The organism is Roseofilum reptotaenium CS-1145, from assembly GCF_028330985.1.
In the GTDB taxonomy this organism is placed as follows: Bacteria; Cyanobacteriota; Cyanobacteriia; order Cyanobacteriales; family Desertifilaceae; genus Roseofilum; species Roseofilum reptotaenium.
Window position 1 is genome coordinate 1 of sequence record NZ_JAQMUE010000106.1, and the last position, 16,645, is coordinate 16,645.

The following is a 16,645-nucleotide window of genomic DNA, read 5'->3' on the forward strand; positions in this document are numbered from 1 at the left end:
ACCCACCGCTCCCCAATTAGTCGGCGCAGAAGTACTGACAGTTAGTAATGACAGTGGCATTGATGCCACCCAACCCGGAACCGTAATTGGGCAGATCCGATCATCAGACAATTCTGGGATTCAATCCTATGAAATTTCCCGCGTTACTGGAGGTGCTTCTACCACTAACTTTAGTATCAATAACAATGGGAATATTACCCTCAACAGCGCTCCGGCTGGTAATGGGCCGTTTGGCTTGGTAGTACGCTCTACGAATACTGGAGGTAGAGTATCAGAAGAAGCAACGATTAATGTCTATACCACTGTGGGCACAGCCAGCACCGATCCAATCCTCCGCAATGGTCAGAATAATAGCTTCCCTACAACCGGCAATGTATCGGGTCAAGATACGATTATTGTTGCCCCCGGTAAATATGATGAAGCTAGCTTAAGTGTTGCTCAGAATACTACCCTGCGATTTACCATTCCTCCCGATGCTACAGGAGCAGGCGTTGCCCGATTAACTGCAGCAGCGGTGCCTACTCCTATTACGGGGAGTTTGGTTGCCGGTACAACCCTATCGGAAAACTTCCGAGGGAATAGCTCGAGTGACTTGTTCTTTGGAGGACAGGGGGCCGATACCCTGAATGGAGTATCTGGGCAAGATTATTATGTGTATACTGCCCTGAATGAAGGAGCAGATGTTATTCAAGGCTTTGGCAATAGTAGTGTGATTTTGGTCAATGCTCAAACCTTTGGTGCAGGTCTAACAGCCGGACAATTGTCTGAAGGACAGTTATTCTTGTCTAATTCTCTCTTTAATCCGGCTAGTCCTCCGAGTGCTTATCAGAATGCTGCCAATGGTGACCAGTTGCGCTTTATTTACGATTCCCAAGGCAACTTGTTCTTTGATGCTAATGGCTCGGCGGCTGGCGGTATCGCAAATAATCAACCTCTAGCTGTTCTGACTGCTCCCGGTCGTCCCTCGGTGAGTAACTTTAGTAATGCTAATATTTTTGTCTATTAGACCTCTTGTATAATTGTGCAGAAAATAAATGGCAATGGAGTAATCCTGCATTCTTACTCCTATTCCCTATTCCCTCACCTTCTGCAAGAAGTCTATTGACGCAATTGGGTAATTGGTAATGGGGGATCTTGCTGATCTCCTGATCTCCCCATCGGCCTATCCCCTAAAAATGGTATCCTGTGATACAATTTTGGAATGATTTGTGAAGAAAATCCTGAAATCCATAGAAATTAAAGGTTTGGCCGATCCATATGGGGATGACAGAGATTAGAATAATCCAGTGAAACTCCGAAATAATGGGAGTTTCAGAGTTTAATCTGAAAAGGAGATGCAAAATGAATAAAGGTGAATTGGTCGATAAGGTGTCTGAAAAGGCTTCAGTGACCAAAAAACAAGCGGATGCAGTGTTGAGTGCTGCCCTCGAAGCGATTATGGAAGCGGTGTCTGAAGGTGACAAAGTGACCTTGGTTGGTTTTGGGTCGTTTGAGTCGCGGGAGCGGAAAGCACGAGAAGGACGCAATCCTAAAACTGGAGATAAAATGGAAATCCCAGCCACTAAAGTTCCTGCGTTTTCGGCGGGTAAGCTGTTTAAGGAAAGAGTAGCTCCTCCGAAAGACGAGTAAGTTTCCGATTTATTCCATTAAGTCAGTGTCTTTCCAACGTCCGGTTCATGGAGGAAATGTTGTTTGGGCAGCCTCAATTGCAGGCTGTTCACCCGATCGCCTTCTGGATTTTTCCGCTAGTATCAATCCGTTAGGCCCTCCACAATCGGCGATCGCCGCAATTACAACCCATTTACATCGGATTACCCTGTACCCAGATCCCCAGTATTCCCAGCTACGGGAACATCTGGGGCGATTTCATCAACTGTCCCCAGAGTTCATTTGGCCAGGGAATGGGGCGGCAGAATTACTGACTTGGATTGCTCGTCAGTTTCAAGAGTGTGGCGGTGTGACATTACTCACTCCCGCATTTCGGGACTATGAACGAGCGCTTCAAGCGTTTGGGGTTCCCATTCAACCCTATCCCCTAAATTGGTCTGGGTTAACCTCTTCCCTTCCTGATTCTGCTAACCCTGGATCGGGTTTATTACTGAATAATCCCCATAATCCGACGGGCCAATTATGGCGGCGTGAGGAGATTTTGTCGATTTTGGATCGATTTGAGTTTGTGGTGATTGATGAGGCGTTCATGGACTTCCTAGACCCCTCAGAAGACCAAAGTTTAATTCCCCTGCTCCAAGATTATCCTCATCTGGTGATTGTGCGATCGCTCACTAAGTTTTATAGTTTGCCCGGCCTGCGTCTGGGTTATGCGATCGCCCATCCAGGCTTAATTGCACAATGGCAAAACTGGCGCGATCCTTGGCCGGTGAATATCCTTGCGGAAGTAGCCGGAATTGCGGCGATCCAAGATTATGAGTTTCAACGGCAAACTTGGGACTGGTTACCCCCCACCCGCAAGTATCTTTTTGAAGGGTTGCGATCGCTGCCGGGATTCGATCCTTACCCAGGAGCGGCGAATTTCTTGTTAGTCAAGGTCGATCGGTCCGTTAAGAAGCTACAAGAGCGGTTATTAAAAGAACACCAGATCCTGATCCGAGACTGTGCGAGTTTTCCTGAACTGGGCGATCTCTATTTCCGGATTGCTATCCGTTCGTCCTCTGATAATCAACGCTTACTTGATGCTCTTGGCAATTAACTCAACTCTTGATTAACTCATATCAATTAAGCAATCAATTAAACAAAAGAACCCTGAGCACTGTATCATTCCAGTTTATTAACTCTCGACTGTTGGGCTAAAATGCCGTATTTGGGAGCAAACACCATAGCTAGAATAAAGAAGAGGGTCAACAGTACTACGATCGCTCCTCCTGTGGAGATATCCAGATGATAACTGAAATAGGTTCCTAGGATGCACGATAGCACACTGCTAGTAATGGAGAGTCCCATCATCCGATCGAAGCGATCGGTCAGTAAATAGGCTATTGCTCCTGGAGTCACGAGCATAGCAATCACCAGAATAATACCCGCCGTTTGCAAAGCGGTGACAATGGTTAGAGCCAAAACTGACAACAAGGTATAATACATCAATTGAATATTCAACCCGATCGCCTTAGCATGATTGGGATCGAAACAGAACAGCAATAAATCCTTACGTCGCAACAGAATCACCAGTAACGTGATTGTCCCTGCAATCAGGGTTTGAATAATATCACTGTCAGAAATGCCCAACACATTGCCAAACAGGATATGAAACAAATCCACATTACTGGGAATTTTGGTAATCAACACAATTCCAAAGGCAAAAAAACCGGTAAAAACTACGCCAATTACCGCATCTTCTTTTAACCGAGTTTTCGATTGCACATACCCTATCGCCACCGTTGCGCCAAATCCAAACAAGAATGCTCCCACTGCAAACGGAATATTCAGAGCATAGGCAACAACCACCCCAGGAACCACCGCATGGGAAACCGCATCCCCCATCAGCGACCAGCCTTTGAGGGTAATATAACAGGAGAGTACAGCACAAACTAAACCGACAAAGGCACTCACCCACAACGCTCGGACTAAAAATCCATATTCTAGGGGTTCAAGGAGCCAATTTAAAACTGCTAGGGAATAGGGAATAGGGAATAGGGAATAGGGAATAGTCAAGAATCAGCCTCAAAATTTGGGGATAGGGAGCGTAAACTTTGCACGGGTAAACGATTATCCAATACAATCACTTTACCGTCTTGGGCGAGCACGAGCGCCAAAAATGGCCATGATTTCATCTTGACGCTGCCATGATCAACAAATCGAATGGCAGTGTCAAGATGAAAGAGGTTAGTGCAGCACCATTTCAGATCCTATTTTATCCGGCCGGCGTGCGTTTTCGCGTCTTGCGTAGAGCTGGAATTGCCCACAGAATCAATCCGGTTACTGAAAGTATAATCGTCGTCATGCCCAGAATTGTTCCAGATGTTTTTCGCATTGACTCGTTGATAATTTCTCCTGTATGGACATGCTCAATCCAATCTGCCCATCGATAACTTTGGCTCAGAACCTCACCCGTTTGAGCGTCAAGTTGCACCTCTAGGGGGATATGCCCTTTTGCACGAACCTTGTACGTCCCTTTATTGAGCCGGATATCAATCCTGTTAATATCATCTGGCGTTTGAAATTCTGGCAAATTGAGTAACATCACCTTCTCAACCGCCTCAGACAGTGGCATCATCGTTTCTATACTGCCCTCTGTCCCCCTAGCAGTTGATGCTTGCATCCAGTCATAAGCACCTTTATAAGAGAGGAAAATGCCTGTTACTGCTAGCGAAATCAGAAAAATACACAGTGCAACTCCCAAGTACTTATGAATATTAAGGCTCCACTTCATCAGCTTTCTTTTGAATGATGACATACTCATCTCCTGTTCGTTATTCAGAGTGGTCAAATAGCTTTTTATCTATACTTTGCACGCCTACAGCCCCAACAAGAGTCAGTGAGCTAAATGGATGATCTTATTAAGACTATTTCGCATATAGATAAAAGAGCCTAGAGGCAATTATCGATAGCTACAGTGGAGTTAGTGCCTATACTCCCTTTCACTAATCAGAATAAATTGCAATTAGAAGAGTAGAGTTGACTTTACTGAAATAGAGGTTAACTTAACTATTTCTTAATTATGCACTTAAGGATATAGCAAAAAAGTATACCGCCTCACCAAAGACTTGAGGGCTAATATGAAATTCTTAGATGTTTGCTACATGATGACTGATACCATTTCTCTATGATGATGCGCTTTAACAAGGGGCTTGGGGGCCCCTTGTCTCTCAGGAATCGATTAGTTGCAAGATTAAAGAGCAATGGTATGACACGGAGACGCGAAGATTGCTGTGTAGCACGAATAAATACGACCAACCTCACTGGGCACAGACAACCTTTGAACTTTGGCAGAATCTCGGAAAGTGACAAGTGACAAAGGAGGGATGGTCAAGAATCGATCTCAAAATTTGGGGACAAAGAGTGTAAACTTTGTACGGGTAAACCGCCAAACGTCATCGCTAGGTTCTCTTGGGTAAAGGTTTCTGCTGTGGTTCCAGATGCCAGAATCGTCTGATTAATTAAAATTGTGTGATCGCAGAATGTGGAAATCGAGGCTAGATCGTGGGTAGAGACCAGAATTGTGTATCCTTCATTGCGCAACTGCATCAGCAAATCAACGATTCGCTTCTCCGTTTTCACATCCACCCCGGTAAAGGGTTCGTCCAATAAAATCACTTTACCGTCTTGAGAGAGCGATCGCGCCAAAAAAGCCCGTTTCTTTTGTCCTCCTGAGAGTTCCCCAATTTGCCGATTCCGAAACTCTACCATTCCCACCCGCTCTAAACTTTCCATCACCAAACGTCGATCTTTCGCGCTCGGAATTCGCAGCATATTCATATAGCCATAGCGTCCCATCATCACCACATCAAAGACGCTGACCGGAAAATTCCAATCCACCTCATCCGACTGGGGAACATACGCCATTAACTGCCGCTTTTGAGCCATTTCCACCCGCATACCACCCACCCGAATTTGTCCTTGCTTTGGGGGTAAAAAGCCCATAATTGATTTAAATAATGTCGATTTTCCACCTCCATTGGGCCCCACTAAGGCGGTAATCGTTCCGGGTTCCACCGTACAGTTGGCATTATAAATAGCCAACCGAGCATTACTGTAAGTAACACTCAGATTATTAACGGTTATATTAAGCGGTTCAGTCAAAGATGACATCGTTTTCTCCAGTGGGTAATTATGGAATTTTCAATGGATTGATTTAAGATTGCTCTCCCACAAGAGAGAGAAGGAAGGCAACTATAACAATCCATTCGTAATCAGTTGCACATCATATTCGAGCAACTCTAAAAATGTGGGGACAGGCCCCTCTGCTGTAGACAAGGAATCAACATAAAGATTGCCACCAAACGTTGCGCCTGTGGTTTCCGCCACTTGCTTTTGTCCTTTATCATTCACCGTCGTTTCACAAAAAATTGCGGGAATTTGCTTACTTTTCACTTGATCGATCACCCCTTTAACTTGTTTGGGCGTAAACTGTTGCTCGGAATTAATCGGCCAGATATAAATTTCATTCATCCCGTAATCTCGCGCCAGATAAGAAAAAGCGCCTTCACAGGTAACTAAGTAACGTTGATTTTCGGGAACTTTTTGTATGGCTTCGCGCAGTTTTTGGTCAATAGCTTTGAGCTTTGCACTATAAGCTGCTGCATTGGTGTTATAGGTTTCGGCGTTTTCTGGATCGAGGGTAACAAACGCTTGGCGGATATTTTCCACATAAATTAGGGCATTTTGGGGAGACATCCAGGCATGGGGATTGGGTTTTTCAGTGTAGGGGCCTTCAGCAATGGGAATGGGTTCAATGCCTTCAGTTAAGAGGACAGAGGGCACATTTTCCAGGTTGCCTAAAAATTGCTCAAACCACCGCTCTAGATTCATGCCGTTATATAAAATCAGGTCAGCATCTTGTGCTTTGGTGAGATCGCTGGGAGTGGGTTCGTAACCGTGAATTTCTGCACCGATGCGGGTAATGGACTCGACAGTTAGTTGATCCCCGGCAACGTTTTGGGCAATATCAGCAAGAACGCTAAAGGTGGTGAGGACTTTCTTTTTATTTTCGGTTTCTCCAATGGTAGAGCTTGGATTTTCAGGCGTTGGGTCTAAGGTTGTATCGCTCTCTATACCTGCACAGCTTGTCAGACCTAGGGTGAGGACTAAACTGGCGATCGCCATTAAGGTGGATGGATAGGAGTAAGGCATCGAGAAATCAGCCCGGTTAATTTCATAATTGTTTCATCTTTCATATTTATATCATAATTGGCTCGATGTGTATTTAAAAAATTTGTAGGGGCGAAAACTTTTTCGCCCCTACAGGAATATTGGGATGGGGGTTGAATTAGCCTTTGAGCTTGCGACGCAAGAGTCCGCCACCAATACCACCAACAAGAGTCGCCCCTACAACCCCAGCGAGAATGTAACGATTGGCGATACGGTTACGGTTGTGGGTATGGTAAGGATGTCCCTCAAGATAGCTGATATTCTCTGATTCAATCCCTTCGCCGCTCACGGGAACGATAATGTTATCCCAATGACCGCCTTCTCCAATTTCTACAGACCACTCACCGGGAATGGAGGGATCGGGTTGGAGGACAAATTCACCATTCTCATCTGTTGTGGTTTCGAGCCAAGGTGTGGTGGGGTCGTTGGGAGCGTAAACGACGACAGGGGCACCTTCAAAGGCTTCACCGGTACTAAACATCGATTGGATTTCCAGGCGATCGGACATAGACTGGAAATCTGTTTCTACGGAGTGGGCAAGGGCAACTTTGGGTAAGCTCACGATGCTCAGTAGCACGGCAGATAGGGTAAGGAAGGATTTCATTACGATACTCTCCTGTTGGTTCTGAGGATTTTAGTCAATCTTAAAAGCAAATCACTGGCATTGGGCACATAGATACTGCTTATTGCCCATAGACTAATTCTTCGTAACATGGCTCGGTCAATCAGGATCTGATCTCCATTAAACATGGGGTGAGGTTGTGGAATGGGAGCGTCTTGAGCGCTGGAGGCGAAAAGCGAGCAAGATGTTTGCACAACTGGCTTTACCTCATTTTTTTCCCGATCGCCCCTTTTTCTTTCCATCTTGTGATTAACATCACCCAAAATATTCTGTCAAGTCACGGCAATATTTCTTTACAATTTGTTATATTAGTTTACAACAACGAGAAACACAGAGGTCAACCTGATGTACACAACGGTCAATCCTGAAGGACAGCTCAATAACTACGCTAACGAGCCTCAAATGTACTATGCAGACTTCCCCAGTCAAGAACAGCAGCAACGCTATATGCTCCAAGGGGTAATCTCTATCCTCCTCACCACCGCTTTGATCCTCACTGGAATTGCTGTGAGCTAACTCTCTTCTCTCCTCTCTATAAAAACGCTAGTCGGGCCGCTTAGTTAACTCCTAGGTGGCTTTTCTTTTTATGAGGCAATCGGTCTTAGGTTAGCAAAGCCGATCGCACTCAGGAAAAATCCCAATTGCACGATGACAATACTGGGGCCGGAGGGCAAGTCAAATAGAGCAGAGAGGACAATTCCGCATAAAGCGGCGATCGCCCCAATAACCGCAGATAAGATCGCATAGGTGGTGAAGTTCTGAGTCATTAAGCGAGCAGAACAGGCAGGAATGACAATAAAAGCGCTCACCAATAACACCCCGATCGCCTTGATCGCGACACCAACAACAAGGGAAAGCAGCACGACGAAGGCGGTACGATGGGTTTCTACCGATACACCACGGGCGATCGCCATCGGTTCATGAAGTGTCAACATCATCTGAGTGCGCAACGTTGAGGCAATAAATCCAATACAAACCAATAATAGGAGTGTGCTAATGATTAGATCGAAGGTTTGTAGAGCTAAAATATCCCCAAAAAGTAAGTGATTGATCCCTCCTTTGTATTCCCCTATCAGACTGAGAGTAATAATGGCAAAGGCTAAGGAGGAGGAATAAACAATATTGAGGACAGCATCTGTCCACAGTTGGGTGCGCTCTAGAAAGGTATTGACCACCAGGGCAAAGATCACTGCAAAGGGAAGAATGACCCATGAAGGATTCAGACCTAATAATAGCCCTAAACTTAATCCCAAGAGGGTCGAGTGTCCCAGGGCATCACTAAAAAATGAGAGTTGCCGTAAAATAGTAAAACTCCCTAACAGTCCCCCCATTGTTCCCATTAATATGCCTCCCATCAGTGCCCGTTGCATAAAGGCAAATTGGAAGAGTTCTATAGCGCGTGAGATTTCGGTTTCCATTAAATTCACAATTAACAACGTTGTAGAGCCGGTTGACAAACAATCTACGAAACTCATCCATCACTTTACGCAACCCGCCCTCATCCCCTAACTCCTAGCCATTTTTAATGTTTAATTGATCTTAGGATCGACAGGAATGATGATAACGAGTAAAGGCAGAGCCGTAAGCGGCGATTAGGTTTTCCGTACTGAGGGTGCTTTCTGGTGTCCCTTGACAGAGTAAGGTACGGTTAAGACACAGGACGCGATCGCATTGTTTTTTCACCATATCCAAATCATGGGAAATCTGTAAAATTGCCCAATGATATTCTTGTTTCAGTTCTTCGAGGAGTTGATAAAATTCGGCTTCTCCTCGGATATCTAATCCCGCAGGGGCTTCATCTAAAATCAGTAATTTTCGGGGTCTAGCCAGACAATAAGCGAGTAAGATACGCTTGGTTTCTCCACCGGAAAGTTGACTAATGGGTTTGTGTTTTAAATGCCAGGCATCCACCCGCGAGAGCGCTTCTCGGACGGCTTTACGGCGTTCTCGATAGCCTGACCAGGGCAATTGAAAACCGATCCGATCCCAACCTAAGCCGACCAGTTCAGCTACCGTCATGGGCAGACGGCGATCGAAGAGAAAGTTTTGCGGTAAATAGGCGATTTGTTGACGAATTTGCGCCGGCAATTTACCTTGAGGACTCATCGATTTTCCTAATATGGAAATATGACCTGATTTTCGAGGTAAGATACCTAAAATGGCTTGAATTAGGGTGCTTTTTCCTGCTCCATTGGGGCCGATGAGGGCGGTATCTGTACCCGTGGATAAAGTAAAGGATACGTCATGCACAACTCCTGGTGTGCGATCGCGATCGACGATTAAGCCTTCAACTTCCAATACTATTTCGGTCAAGCTCGATCTCCTGGTTTCTTAAGGTTCTCTAGGCTTTTCCTTGATTAGCGGATTTTTGGACTAGGAGAGCCTGTGTAGAATGATTATCATTTTAGAGTATCACGGGAGAAAAAACAAGGCGATCGGGAGAATATAGCGTTAGACAATAGGTAATATCAAATCCTTAGATACGTGCTACAGATGGTTAACACTCCAGACACGGAGAAACGGAGACACGGGAATTGATGTGTAGCGTGATTTTTAGGATTTGATATAATAGGTAGTCTCACCCTTCTCTTGAGGAGTCCATAGTCAAAATACGAAATAATAAAAACTGCGTTTTCTGATAGGAATTAAAATTATCATCACTGACTAAAATTAAGCTGGGACTGCCATCGGCAAAATGGGGGCCAAATGTCATCCCTTCGAGGTTATCCAAGGTAATGTCCAACCGATCTAAATCTAAAACCAATTGTTTACGAATAGGTTTCAACTCTCCTAAATTGCCTTGAAGAGAGGATACATTAGAAATATCGCTGGCCGATCCAGTCACGGCTTGGAATAGTTTGGCTGTAACTACAGAGCCATTAAAAGAGCGCTCTAGGGTGAGAAAATGTCCGGGTTCATCTAAGGCTAAAATTTCTGTTAATCCTTGGGAGAGAATATCTGGTTCAGGTGTATCAAGTTCATAGAAATGTTCGGAAACTAACAGGGGTGGCCCTTCGCTGAGGAGATAATGCATCCACCGTGTTCTAGTCTTCACTAATTCTTTGGCTTCTGGATCTCGATCTTGGATTAAGGCGGATTCTGTAGCAACAAATACGCGTAAAGGTTCACCAGTTGTGGGAACGAGGCCGATGGGGTTGGTCGTTAAGGACTCAAACCCTAGGTTATTTTGTACCCCTTTTTGTTGTTCTTTTCCTGAAGTCTCAGGGATATAGCGTTGAGGAATGGGGAGCTGATTGAGCCATTGTCCCGTTTGCCGGTCATATTCAGCGATCGCCGGGGGAATCTGTTGGTCTGCAACCCCTTCACTGGCAATGAGTAGGGTTTGGTTGGGGGTGAGAGCTAACCCTTCCGGATCGAGGCTACCTTCTGCGTATGGCGTACCTTCCGGGGTTTTTAAGACAGTAACGGTTTCTACATCAATTTCAAAGGGGTCAAGACTCAGATTCAAGGTATAAAAGCGAGCGGGGCCGTAGAAACTGCGGTCATCCGAAAGAGCATAGAGGCGATCGCGTTGGCGATCGTAGGCGATCGCCGATAACCCACCCACGGTGGTTTCCTGAAACTCCTGTTTGGGTAGGGTGACTTCTCCCACCCATTCCAAAGATAAGGGCAAAAACAGCCGATCTTGGGCACTCACTTGCGGTAGACTACAACCGGTCAGCAACCCAAGCAGACAGCAACTGAAGACAAAAAGGGGAACTAAGAAGCGTTTCATTCGGGCAAAACTCATATAGCACTTTGTGCTAGGGAATAGGATTGTGGTACATGGCTTTGGGAATTCAACAGCGTACTCTATAAAAGCACAAAGTGCTGTATCAATTAACAATTATAGCGATCTTTTTTCTATTTTCTATAGCAGTGAATAAGTTGCTGAGAACGGTTAGGTTATTGTTTATAGTCAAGTATCCTAACTCTCCCGTTCCCTGCTATAACTCATCTTCTAACCCGGGTCGAGCCATAGGAGCAACCCTTAATTTACTCACATAGCGCAACATCATCGCCCCAGCAACCGCTACAATTAAGCTCATCCAACCCACTCCCTGATTCAAGAGTAAAAAGCCGCCTACAGCGAACATAGCACCAAATAAAAGCAATATGGCTGCACTGACTTTGAGTAAATCTTGGGGTAAACTTTGTGCCGGTTTCAATCCCGTGCGCGATCGCTGCCGTCGCCATCCAGGGCCGCCAGGACGCACTAACCGATAGAATTCATCTAAGGTTTGATCCGATTCTGGTGCAGTTAACAACATGGCAGCTATCCAGCAAATTCCACTAATCCCAGCCGTCACCAGTAATCGCAAGCCAAAATCTTGAATAGTTAATATCGGGACAACACTGGTGGTTAATCCTACAACAAATCCACCGACCATAGAGGCTAATTCCGCTGCGGCATTAATGCGCCACCAAAACCAGCGTAGAATCAAGACTAATCCCGGGCCTGTACCGATCGCAATCACCAATCGAAATACGGTAGCCACATCTTGGGCATAGAATGCGGCGATCGCCCCTAAAACCGTTACCATAATAGAAGACATACGACCGACTAAGACTAACTCCGACTGGGTAGATTCAGGACGAAAAAAGCGTAAATATAAATCATTGGTTAAATAGGATGCGCCCCAGTTAATGGAGGTTGAAACCGTACTCATAAACGCTGCCAGCAAGGAAGCCACCACTAATCCCAACATCGCTGGAGGTAAGAAATCTAGCATTAATTTCGGATAGCCCAACTCCCGATCTTCCAAATTGGGATAAACCACTAGAGCCACCAGAGCAACTAAAATCCAAGGCCAAGTCCGTACTACATAATGCAGAATATTGAAAAACCAGGCCGCTTTTTCCGCTTCTGCTTCATTTTTTGAGGCTAATAATCGTTGGATAAATTCGCCCCCCCCGTCACTACGACGAAACGCCCACCACTGAATCAACAAATATGCTCCAAATGTACTTAAGCTGAGACTGGCGGTTTCCGTATTCAGAGGAAGAAAGGCTAAGATATCCGTATCCGTTTGTTCTTGCACGAGGGGAATTAACTCGTAAATGCCGCCCACATGACTCACTGCGATCGCGGCAACGGCGATCGCCCCAAATAACCCGAGAAAAAACTGGAAAAAATCCGTCGCTACCACGCCCCAAAGCCCAGAAATTCCAGCATAGAATAGGACAAATAAACTCACGCCAACCACACTCCAGAGTTTAAGGTTCTCTCCCGGTTCTATGCCCAAACTTTGCCATAATTCCAGAGCATCAATCACTTTCACCATCGCCAACATTGCGTAACCAATGCCGATACAATTAATCGGAACCGCAAACAAAAAAGCCTTCACTGCTCGTAGAATGGCTGCCATCGATCCCCCATAGCGAATTTCCGTTAACTGGGCATCCGTAACCACTCCCGATCTGCGCCACATCCGCGCAAAGATATAAATCATCACCACATGAGCAATACCAAAGCTCCACCATTCCCAGTTTCCTGAAACCCCGCGACTGGCAACCACTCCAGCAATGTATAGGGGAGTATCAATAGAAAAGGTAGTCGCTGCCATACTGGTTCCGGAGAGCCACCAAGGGAGCGATCGCCCCGATACAAAAAATGCCTCTAGTCCCTCCGAGGCTTTTCCTGATAGATATAACCCTAATCCTAACGTTAAGAGCAAATACAACAGAACAATCAACCAATCAATGGCAGCCATACCCTTCCTATAACATCGGCGCTCTTATCTTACGGCTAATTCTGCGCGATCGCCCCTTGAGTTTTGGGAATAATTGCTAGGATCGCTTTTTATCGGCTCGTTTAGGGTATCTCTTGCAGCACTTTGTACTGTTATGAGGGACAGCAAGAAAAATCCCCCTAAATTCCTCTGGGCCAGGGGACTTCTACTGCCCACCTTTCCAAGGGATGTTGGGGAGATAAAAACGTACCACATAATATCGAAAACTGCTGTATGTCTTGAGGGGAGAGCTAGGAGGCAAATTACCTCCAACCCAGAGTGGAAAATATAAGTAACGATTATTGAACAACTAGGTTATGACGTTTGAAAATACCAATCGTTTGTTCTAATAATTCCTGGGAAGGAGGTTCAGTGTTTTTCAGTTGATAATCATAGCCGAGTTGTTGCCATTTGTATTCTCCCATTTTATGGAAGGGTAAAACTTCAACTTTTTCTACATTCTCAAAAGGGGCGACAAATTGAGCCAATCCATTGACATTATTCAAGGGATCTGTCAAGCCCGGGACTAATACAAATCTTATCCATGTTGGCTTCTGAATTTCGTTGAGATATCGAGCAAAAGCAAGCGTTGGCTCAATAGAAACATGGGTTACTTTTTGGTAAATTTTGGGGTCAAAAGATTTGATGTCTAACAAGACTAAATCCGTATAATCTAAAACCGGTTTAGCCATCTCTAAACTAATATATCCCGATGTATCCAACGCAGTATGAACTCCAATCTGGTGACATCTTTGAAAAATGTCTTTGACAAACTCAGGTTGCATCAAAGGCTCACCTCCAGTCAGCGTTACACCGCCACCAGAAAATTGAAAGTAAGACCGATATTTCTCAATTTCTACCATCAATTCATCAACAGATATTGCTTCTCCATCTTTAATACAACGAGAATCAGGATTGTGGCAGTATAAACACCGTAAGGGACAACCTTTTGTAAAAATCACAAATCGAATTCCAGGACCATCGACTGTCCCACAAGTCTCTATTGAATGAATAATGCCTGTCGATCCCATATAATTAGTGATGATAAAGTTGACCGCTTAAGCTTAATGCATACAATTATCCCCATCCTTATTATTAGCATAGGATGGGGATTGGCGATCGCAGCCTAAGTTTATAGTTGACTGTGGAATGTGCGGTTAATCACATCCAATTGTTGTTCGCGGCTCAGTTTAATGAAATTGACGGCATAACCGGATACTCGAATCGTCAACTGAGGATATTCTTCAGGATGATTCATTGCATCGACTAAGGTGTCTCGATTGAGAACATTAACATTGATATGATGCCCCGTGTCGTGGAAATAACCATCTAGCATTCCGACCAAATTATTGACTTTCCCATCGTCAGTTGTCCCTAAGGCTTGAGGCACAATTGAGAAGGTGTATGAAATCCCATCTTGAGCATGTTCATAGGGTAATTTGGCAATGGAGGCCATAGAAGCGATCGCTCCTTTAGTATCTTGTCCGTGCATCGGATTTGCTCCTGGAGCAAAGGGTTCTCCTGCCTTTCGTCCATCTGGTGTGCTACCGGTCTTTTTACCATAAACTACGTTAGAGGTAATGGTGAGAATGGATTGGGTCGGTGTTGCCTGACGATAGGTTTTATTTCTACGGATTTTATCCATGAAGGTCGTTAAAATACCAGAGGTAATCTGGTCAACCCGTTCGTCATTATTGCCAAATTTGGGATAATCTCCAGTCACTTCGTAGTCAATGGCTAACCCTTCTTCATTACGCAGAACTTTAACTTTTCCGTATTTAATGGCTGCCAAGGCATCTCCAACTACGGATAAACCCGCTATCCCACAAGCCATTGTCCGATAAACATCGCGATCGTGCAATGCCATTTCTAGGGTTTCGTAGCAGTATTTATCATGCATATAGTGAATGACATTGAGGCTGTTAACATACAGTTTGGCTAACCAGTCCATCAAAAGGTCAAACTTAGCGGTGACTTCTTCGTAGTCTAGATAATCACCAGTAATGGCAGCATAAGGGGGAGCAAATTGCTCACCTGTTTTTTCATCTTTACCTCCGTTAATGGCATACAGTAATGCTTTGGCGAGGTTAACTCTCGCGCCAAAAAACTGCATTTGTTTGCCAATTTTCATCGCCGAGACACAGCAAGCAATACCATAATCATCGCCAAACTCTGGACGCATCAAGTCATCATTTTCATACTGGATGGAACTGGTATCGATGGAAACCTTGGAACAATATCGTTTGAACGCGATCGGCAATTTTTCCGACCACAGAATCGTTAAATTTGGCTCAGGTGCCGGGCCTAAATTGTAGAGGGTATGCAAGAAACGGAAACTATTTTTAGTGACCAGGGGACGGCTATCGACTCCCATTCCTCCAATAACTTCTGTCACCCAAACTGGATCTGCGGCAAATAATTGGTTATATTCAGGAGTGCGTAAGAAGCGTACCATCCGCAGCTTCATCACAAATTGATCGATTAATTCTTGAACTTGAGCTTCAGAGATTTCTCCTGATTTCAAATCCCGTTCAATGTAAATATCCAGGAAATTGGAAACACGCCCCAAGGACATCGCTGCACCATTTTGCTCTTTAACGGCAGCCAAGTATCCGAAATAAGTCCATTGTATGGCTTGTTGAGTATTGGCGGCTGGATTTCCCAAATCAAAACCATAACTTGCCCCCATAATTTTCAATTTTTTAAGGGCTTTGATTTGTTCAGAGATCTCTTCTCGTAAACGAATCACGTCCTCGTCCATGACATCATATTCTAAGGAACATAACTGTTGCTGTTTATCTTCGATTAGAAAGTCAACGCCATAAAGGGCAATACGACGATAATCTCCAATGATACGTCCCCGTCCATAAGAATCAGGTAAACCGGTGATAATTCCTGAGTGGCGAGCCTTCCGCATTTGGCGGGTATAAGCATCGAAAACACCGTCATTATGGGTTTTACGATATTGAGTGAAAATGTCATGAGTTTGAGGATCTATGGTGTAACCATAGGCTTCCAAAGATTTCTCAACGACTCGAATTCCCCCAAAAGGCATGATGGCTCGTTTAAGGGGTTTATCGGTTTGCAGTCCAACAATTTTTTCTAGGTCTTTATTGATGTAGCCTGCACCATAGGCAATAATACCAGAAGGAATTTTGGTTTCTGCATCCAAAACGCCTTTTTCCCGCTCCTGTTTCATCAATTCTTTAACTTCAGTCCAGAGTTGGTCTGTTGACTGACTTATGTTTTCCAGAAAAGATTCATCTCCTTCATAGGGAGTGTAATTTTTTTGGATAAAATCTCTGACGTTAACTTCTTGTGCCCATGTGCCTCGTTTAAATCCTTGCCATGCTTGGTCTTTGGATGTTAGTTGACTTTGTAATTTGGATACCGTTTGTTGAATGTCAATGTTACTAACCATAGTTTTTTGAGTGCTTTTAGGACTGTCTTACACTCACCTCCTTCTTCT

14 protein-coding genes and 1 pseudogene are annotated in these 16,645 nt (G+C 44.7%); 4 read left to right on the plus strand and 11 right to left on the minus strand.

Going from position 1 to position 16,645, the window contains the following annotated elements; translation table 11 throughout:
- From PN466_RS23915 to cobD, 3 genes and pseudogenes are all read left to right on the plus strand, one after another.
- Window positions 1-1,006, plus strand: a pseudogene (locus tag PN466_RS23915) (hypothetical protein); the annotation flags it as partial.
- 335 nt (window positions 1,007-1,341) lie between these two features.
- The gene (locus PN466_RS23920) at window positions 1,342-1,629 is read left to right on the plus strand and encodes an HU family DNA-binding protein (RefSeq protein WP_271944720.1); all 288 of its coding nucleotides are present in this window, start codon (window positions 1,342-1,344) and stop codon (window positions 1,627-1,629) included.
- A gap of 25 nt (window positions 1,630-1,654) precedes the next feature.
- Window positions 1,655-2,707: a threonine-phosphate decarboxylase CobD gene (cobD, locus tag PN466_RS23925; protein WP_271944722.1), complete on the plus strand. Its 1,053-nt coding sequence runs from the start codon at window positions 1,655-1,657 to the stop codon at window positions 2,705-2,707.
- A 65-nt stretch (window positions 2,708-2,772) separates the two neighbouring features.
- On the opposite strand, the gene PN466_RS23930 is transcribed toward cobD, so the two are convergent.
- The 5 genes from PN466_RS23930 to PN466_RS23950 all read right to left on the minus strand — a co-directional run bounded on the left by PN466_RS23930 (window position 2,773) and on the right by PN466_RS23950 (window position 7,426).
- Window positions 2,773-3,666, minus strand: coding sequence for a metal ABC transporter permease (locus tag PN466_RS23930; RefSeq protein WP_271944724.1), 894 nt, complete (start codon window positions 3,664-3,666; stop codon window positions 2,773-2,775).
- 199 nt (window positions 3,667-3,865) lie between these two features.
- Complete coding sequence (locus tag PN466_RS23935) at window positions 3,866-4,414, minus strand: PepSY-associated TM helix domain-containing protein (RefSeq protein ID WP_313898700.1); 549 nt, start codon at window positions 4,412-4,414, stop codon at window positions 3,866-3,868.
- Between the two features lie 566 nt (window positions 4,415-4,980).
- Window positions 4,981-5,763 (minus strand): metal ABC transporter ATP-binding protein, encoded by a 783-nt coding sequence (locus tag PN466_RS23940; RefSeq protein WP_271944726.1) that lies wholly within the window; start codon window positions 5,761-5,763, stop codon window positions 4,981-4,983.
- Window positions 5,764-5,844: 81 nt separating this feature from the next.
- Window positions 5,845-6,804, minus strand: coding sequence for a metal ABC transporter substrate-binding protein (locus tag PN466_RS23945; protein WP_271944728.1), 960 nt, complete (start codon window positions 6,802-6,804; stop codon window positions 5,845-5,847).
- Between the two features lie 136 nt (window positions 6,805-6,940).
- Complete coding sequence (locus PN466_RS23950) at window positions 6,941-7,426, minus strand: hypothetical protein (protein WP_271944730.1); 486 nt, start codon at window positions 7,424-7,426, stop codon at window positions 6,941-6,943.
- 363 nt (window positions 7,427-7,789) lie between these two features.
- Between PN466_RS23950 and psb34 the strand changes: the two genes are divergently transcribed.
- Window positions 7,790-7,960 (plus strand): photosystem II assembly protein Psb34, encoded by a 171-nt coding sequence (psb34, locus tag PN466_RS23955; RefSeq protein WP_271944732.1) that lies wholly within the window; start codon window positions 7,790-7,792, stop codon window positions 7,958-7,960.
- Between the two features lie 68 nt (window positions 7,961-8,028).
- On the opposite strand, the gene PN466_RS23960 is transcribed toward psb34, so the two are convergent.
- The 6 genes from PN466_RS23960 to pflB all read right to left on the minus strand — a co-directional run bounded on the left by PN466_RS23960 (window position 8,029) and on the right by pflB (window position 16,597).
- The gene (locus PN466_RS23960) at window positions 8,029-8,862 is read right to left on the minus strand and encodes a metal ABC transporter permease (RefSeq protein ID WP_271944766.1); all 834 of its coding nucleotides are present in this window, start codon (window positions 8,860-8,862) and stop codon (window positions 8,029-8,031) included.
- A 121-nt stretch (window positions 8,863-8,983) separates the two neighbouring features.
- Window positions 8,984-9,757 carry a metal ABC transporter ATP-binding protein gene (locus PN466_RS23965; protein ID WP_271944734.1) on the minus strand — a complete coding sequence of 258 codons (774 nt, stop codon included), beginning with the start codon at window positions 9,755-9,757 and terminating at the stop codon, window positions 8,984-8,986.
- A gap of 265 nt (window positions 9,758-10,022) precedes the next feature.
- Entirely contained in the window at window positions 10,023-11,180 is a 1,158-nt protein-coding gene (locus tag PN466_RS23970) for an esterase-like activity of phytase family protein (RefSeq protein ID WP_271944736.1), read from the minus strand.
- 211 nt (window positions 11,181-11,391) lie between these two features.
- Window positions 11,392-13,158, minus strand: coding sequence for a sodium:solute symporter family protein (locus PN466_RS23975; protein ID WP_271944737.1), 1,767 nt, complete (start codon window positions 13,156-13,158; stop codon window positions 11,392-11,394).
- A gap of 317 nt (window positions 13,159-13,475) precedes the next feature.
- Window positions 13,476-14,207 (minus strand): pyruvate formate-lyase-activating protein, encoded by a 732-nt coding sequence (gene pflA, locus PN466_RS23980; RefSeq protein WP_271944739.1) that lies wholly within the window; start codon window positions 14,205-14,207, stop codon window positions 13,476-13,478.
- Window positions 14,208-14,308: 101 nt separating this feature from the next.
- Entirely contained in the window at window positions 14,309-16,597 is a 2,289-nt protein-coding gene (pflB, locus tag PN466_RS23985) for a formate C-acetyltransferase (RefSeq protein WP_271944741.1), read from the minus strand.
- Window positions 16,598-16,645: the final 48 nt, after the last annotated feature.

What these genes read in the sequence shown, in the direction of transcription:
- PN466_RS23920 (WP_271944720.1), top strand. Translation starts at nt 1,342, where the DNA reads ATGAATAAAGGTGAATTGGTCGATAAGGTGTCTGAAAAGGCTTCAGTG.
- PN466_RS23935 (WP_313898700.1), bottom strand. Translation starts at nt 4,414, where the DNA reads ATGAGTATGTCATCATTCAAAAGAAAGCTGATGAAGTGGAGCCTTAAT.
- PN466_RS23940 (WP_271944726.1), bottom strand. Translation starts at nt 5,763, where the DNA reads ATGTCATCTTTGACTGAACCGCTTAATATAACCGTTAATAATCTGAGT.
- PN466_RS23945 (WP_271944728.1), bottom strand. Translation starts at nt 6,804, where the DNA reads ATGCCTTACTCCTATCCATCCACCTTAATGGCGATCGCCAGTTTAGTC.
- PN466_RS23950 (WP_271944730.1), bottom strand. Translation starts at nt 7,426, where the DNA reads ATGAAATCCTTCCTTACCCTATCTGCCGTGCTACTGAGCATCGTGAGC.
- psb34 (WP_271944732.1), top strand. Translation starts at nt 7,790, where the DNA reads ATGTACACAACGGTCAATCCTGAAGGACAGCTCAATAACTACGCTAAC.
- PN466_RS23960 (WP_271944766.1), bottom strand. Translation starts at nt 8,862, where the DNA reads ATGGAAACCGAAATCTCACGCGCTATAGAACTCTTCCAATTTGCCTTT.
- PN466_RS23970 (WP_271944736.1), bottom strand. Translation starts at nt 11,180, where the DNA reads ATGAAACGCTTCTTAGTTCCCCTTTTTGTCTTCAGTTGCTGTCTGCTT.
- PN466_RS23975 (WP_271944737.1), bottom strand. Translation starts at nt 13,158, where the DNA reads ATGGCTGCCATTGATTGGTTGATTGTTCTGTTGTATTTGCTCTTAACG.
- pflA (WP_271944739.1), bottom strand. Translation starts at nt 14,207, where the DNA reads ATGGGATCGACAGGCATTATTCATTCAATAGAGACTTGTGGGACAGTC.
- pflB (WP_271944741.1), bottom strand. Translation starts at nt 16,597, where the DNA reads ATGGTTAGTAACATTGACATTCAACAAACGGTATCCAAATTACAAAGT.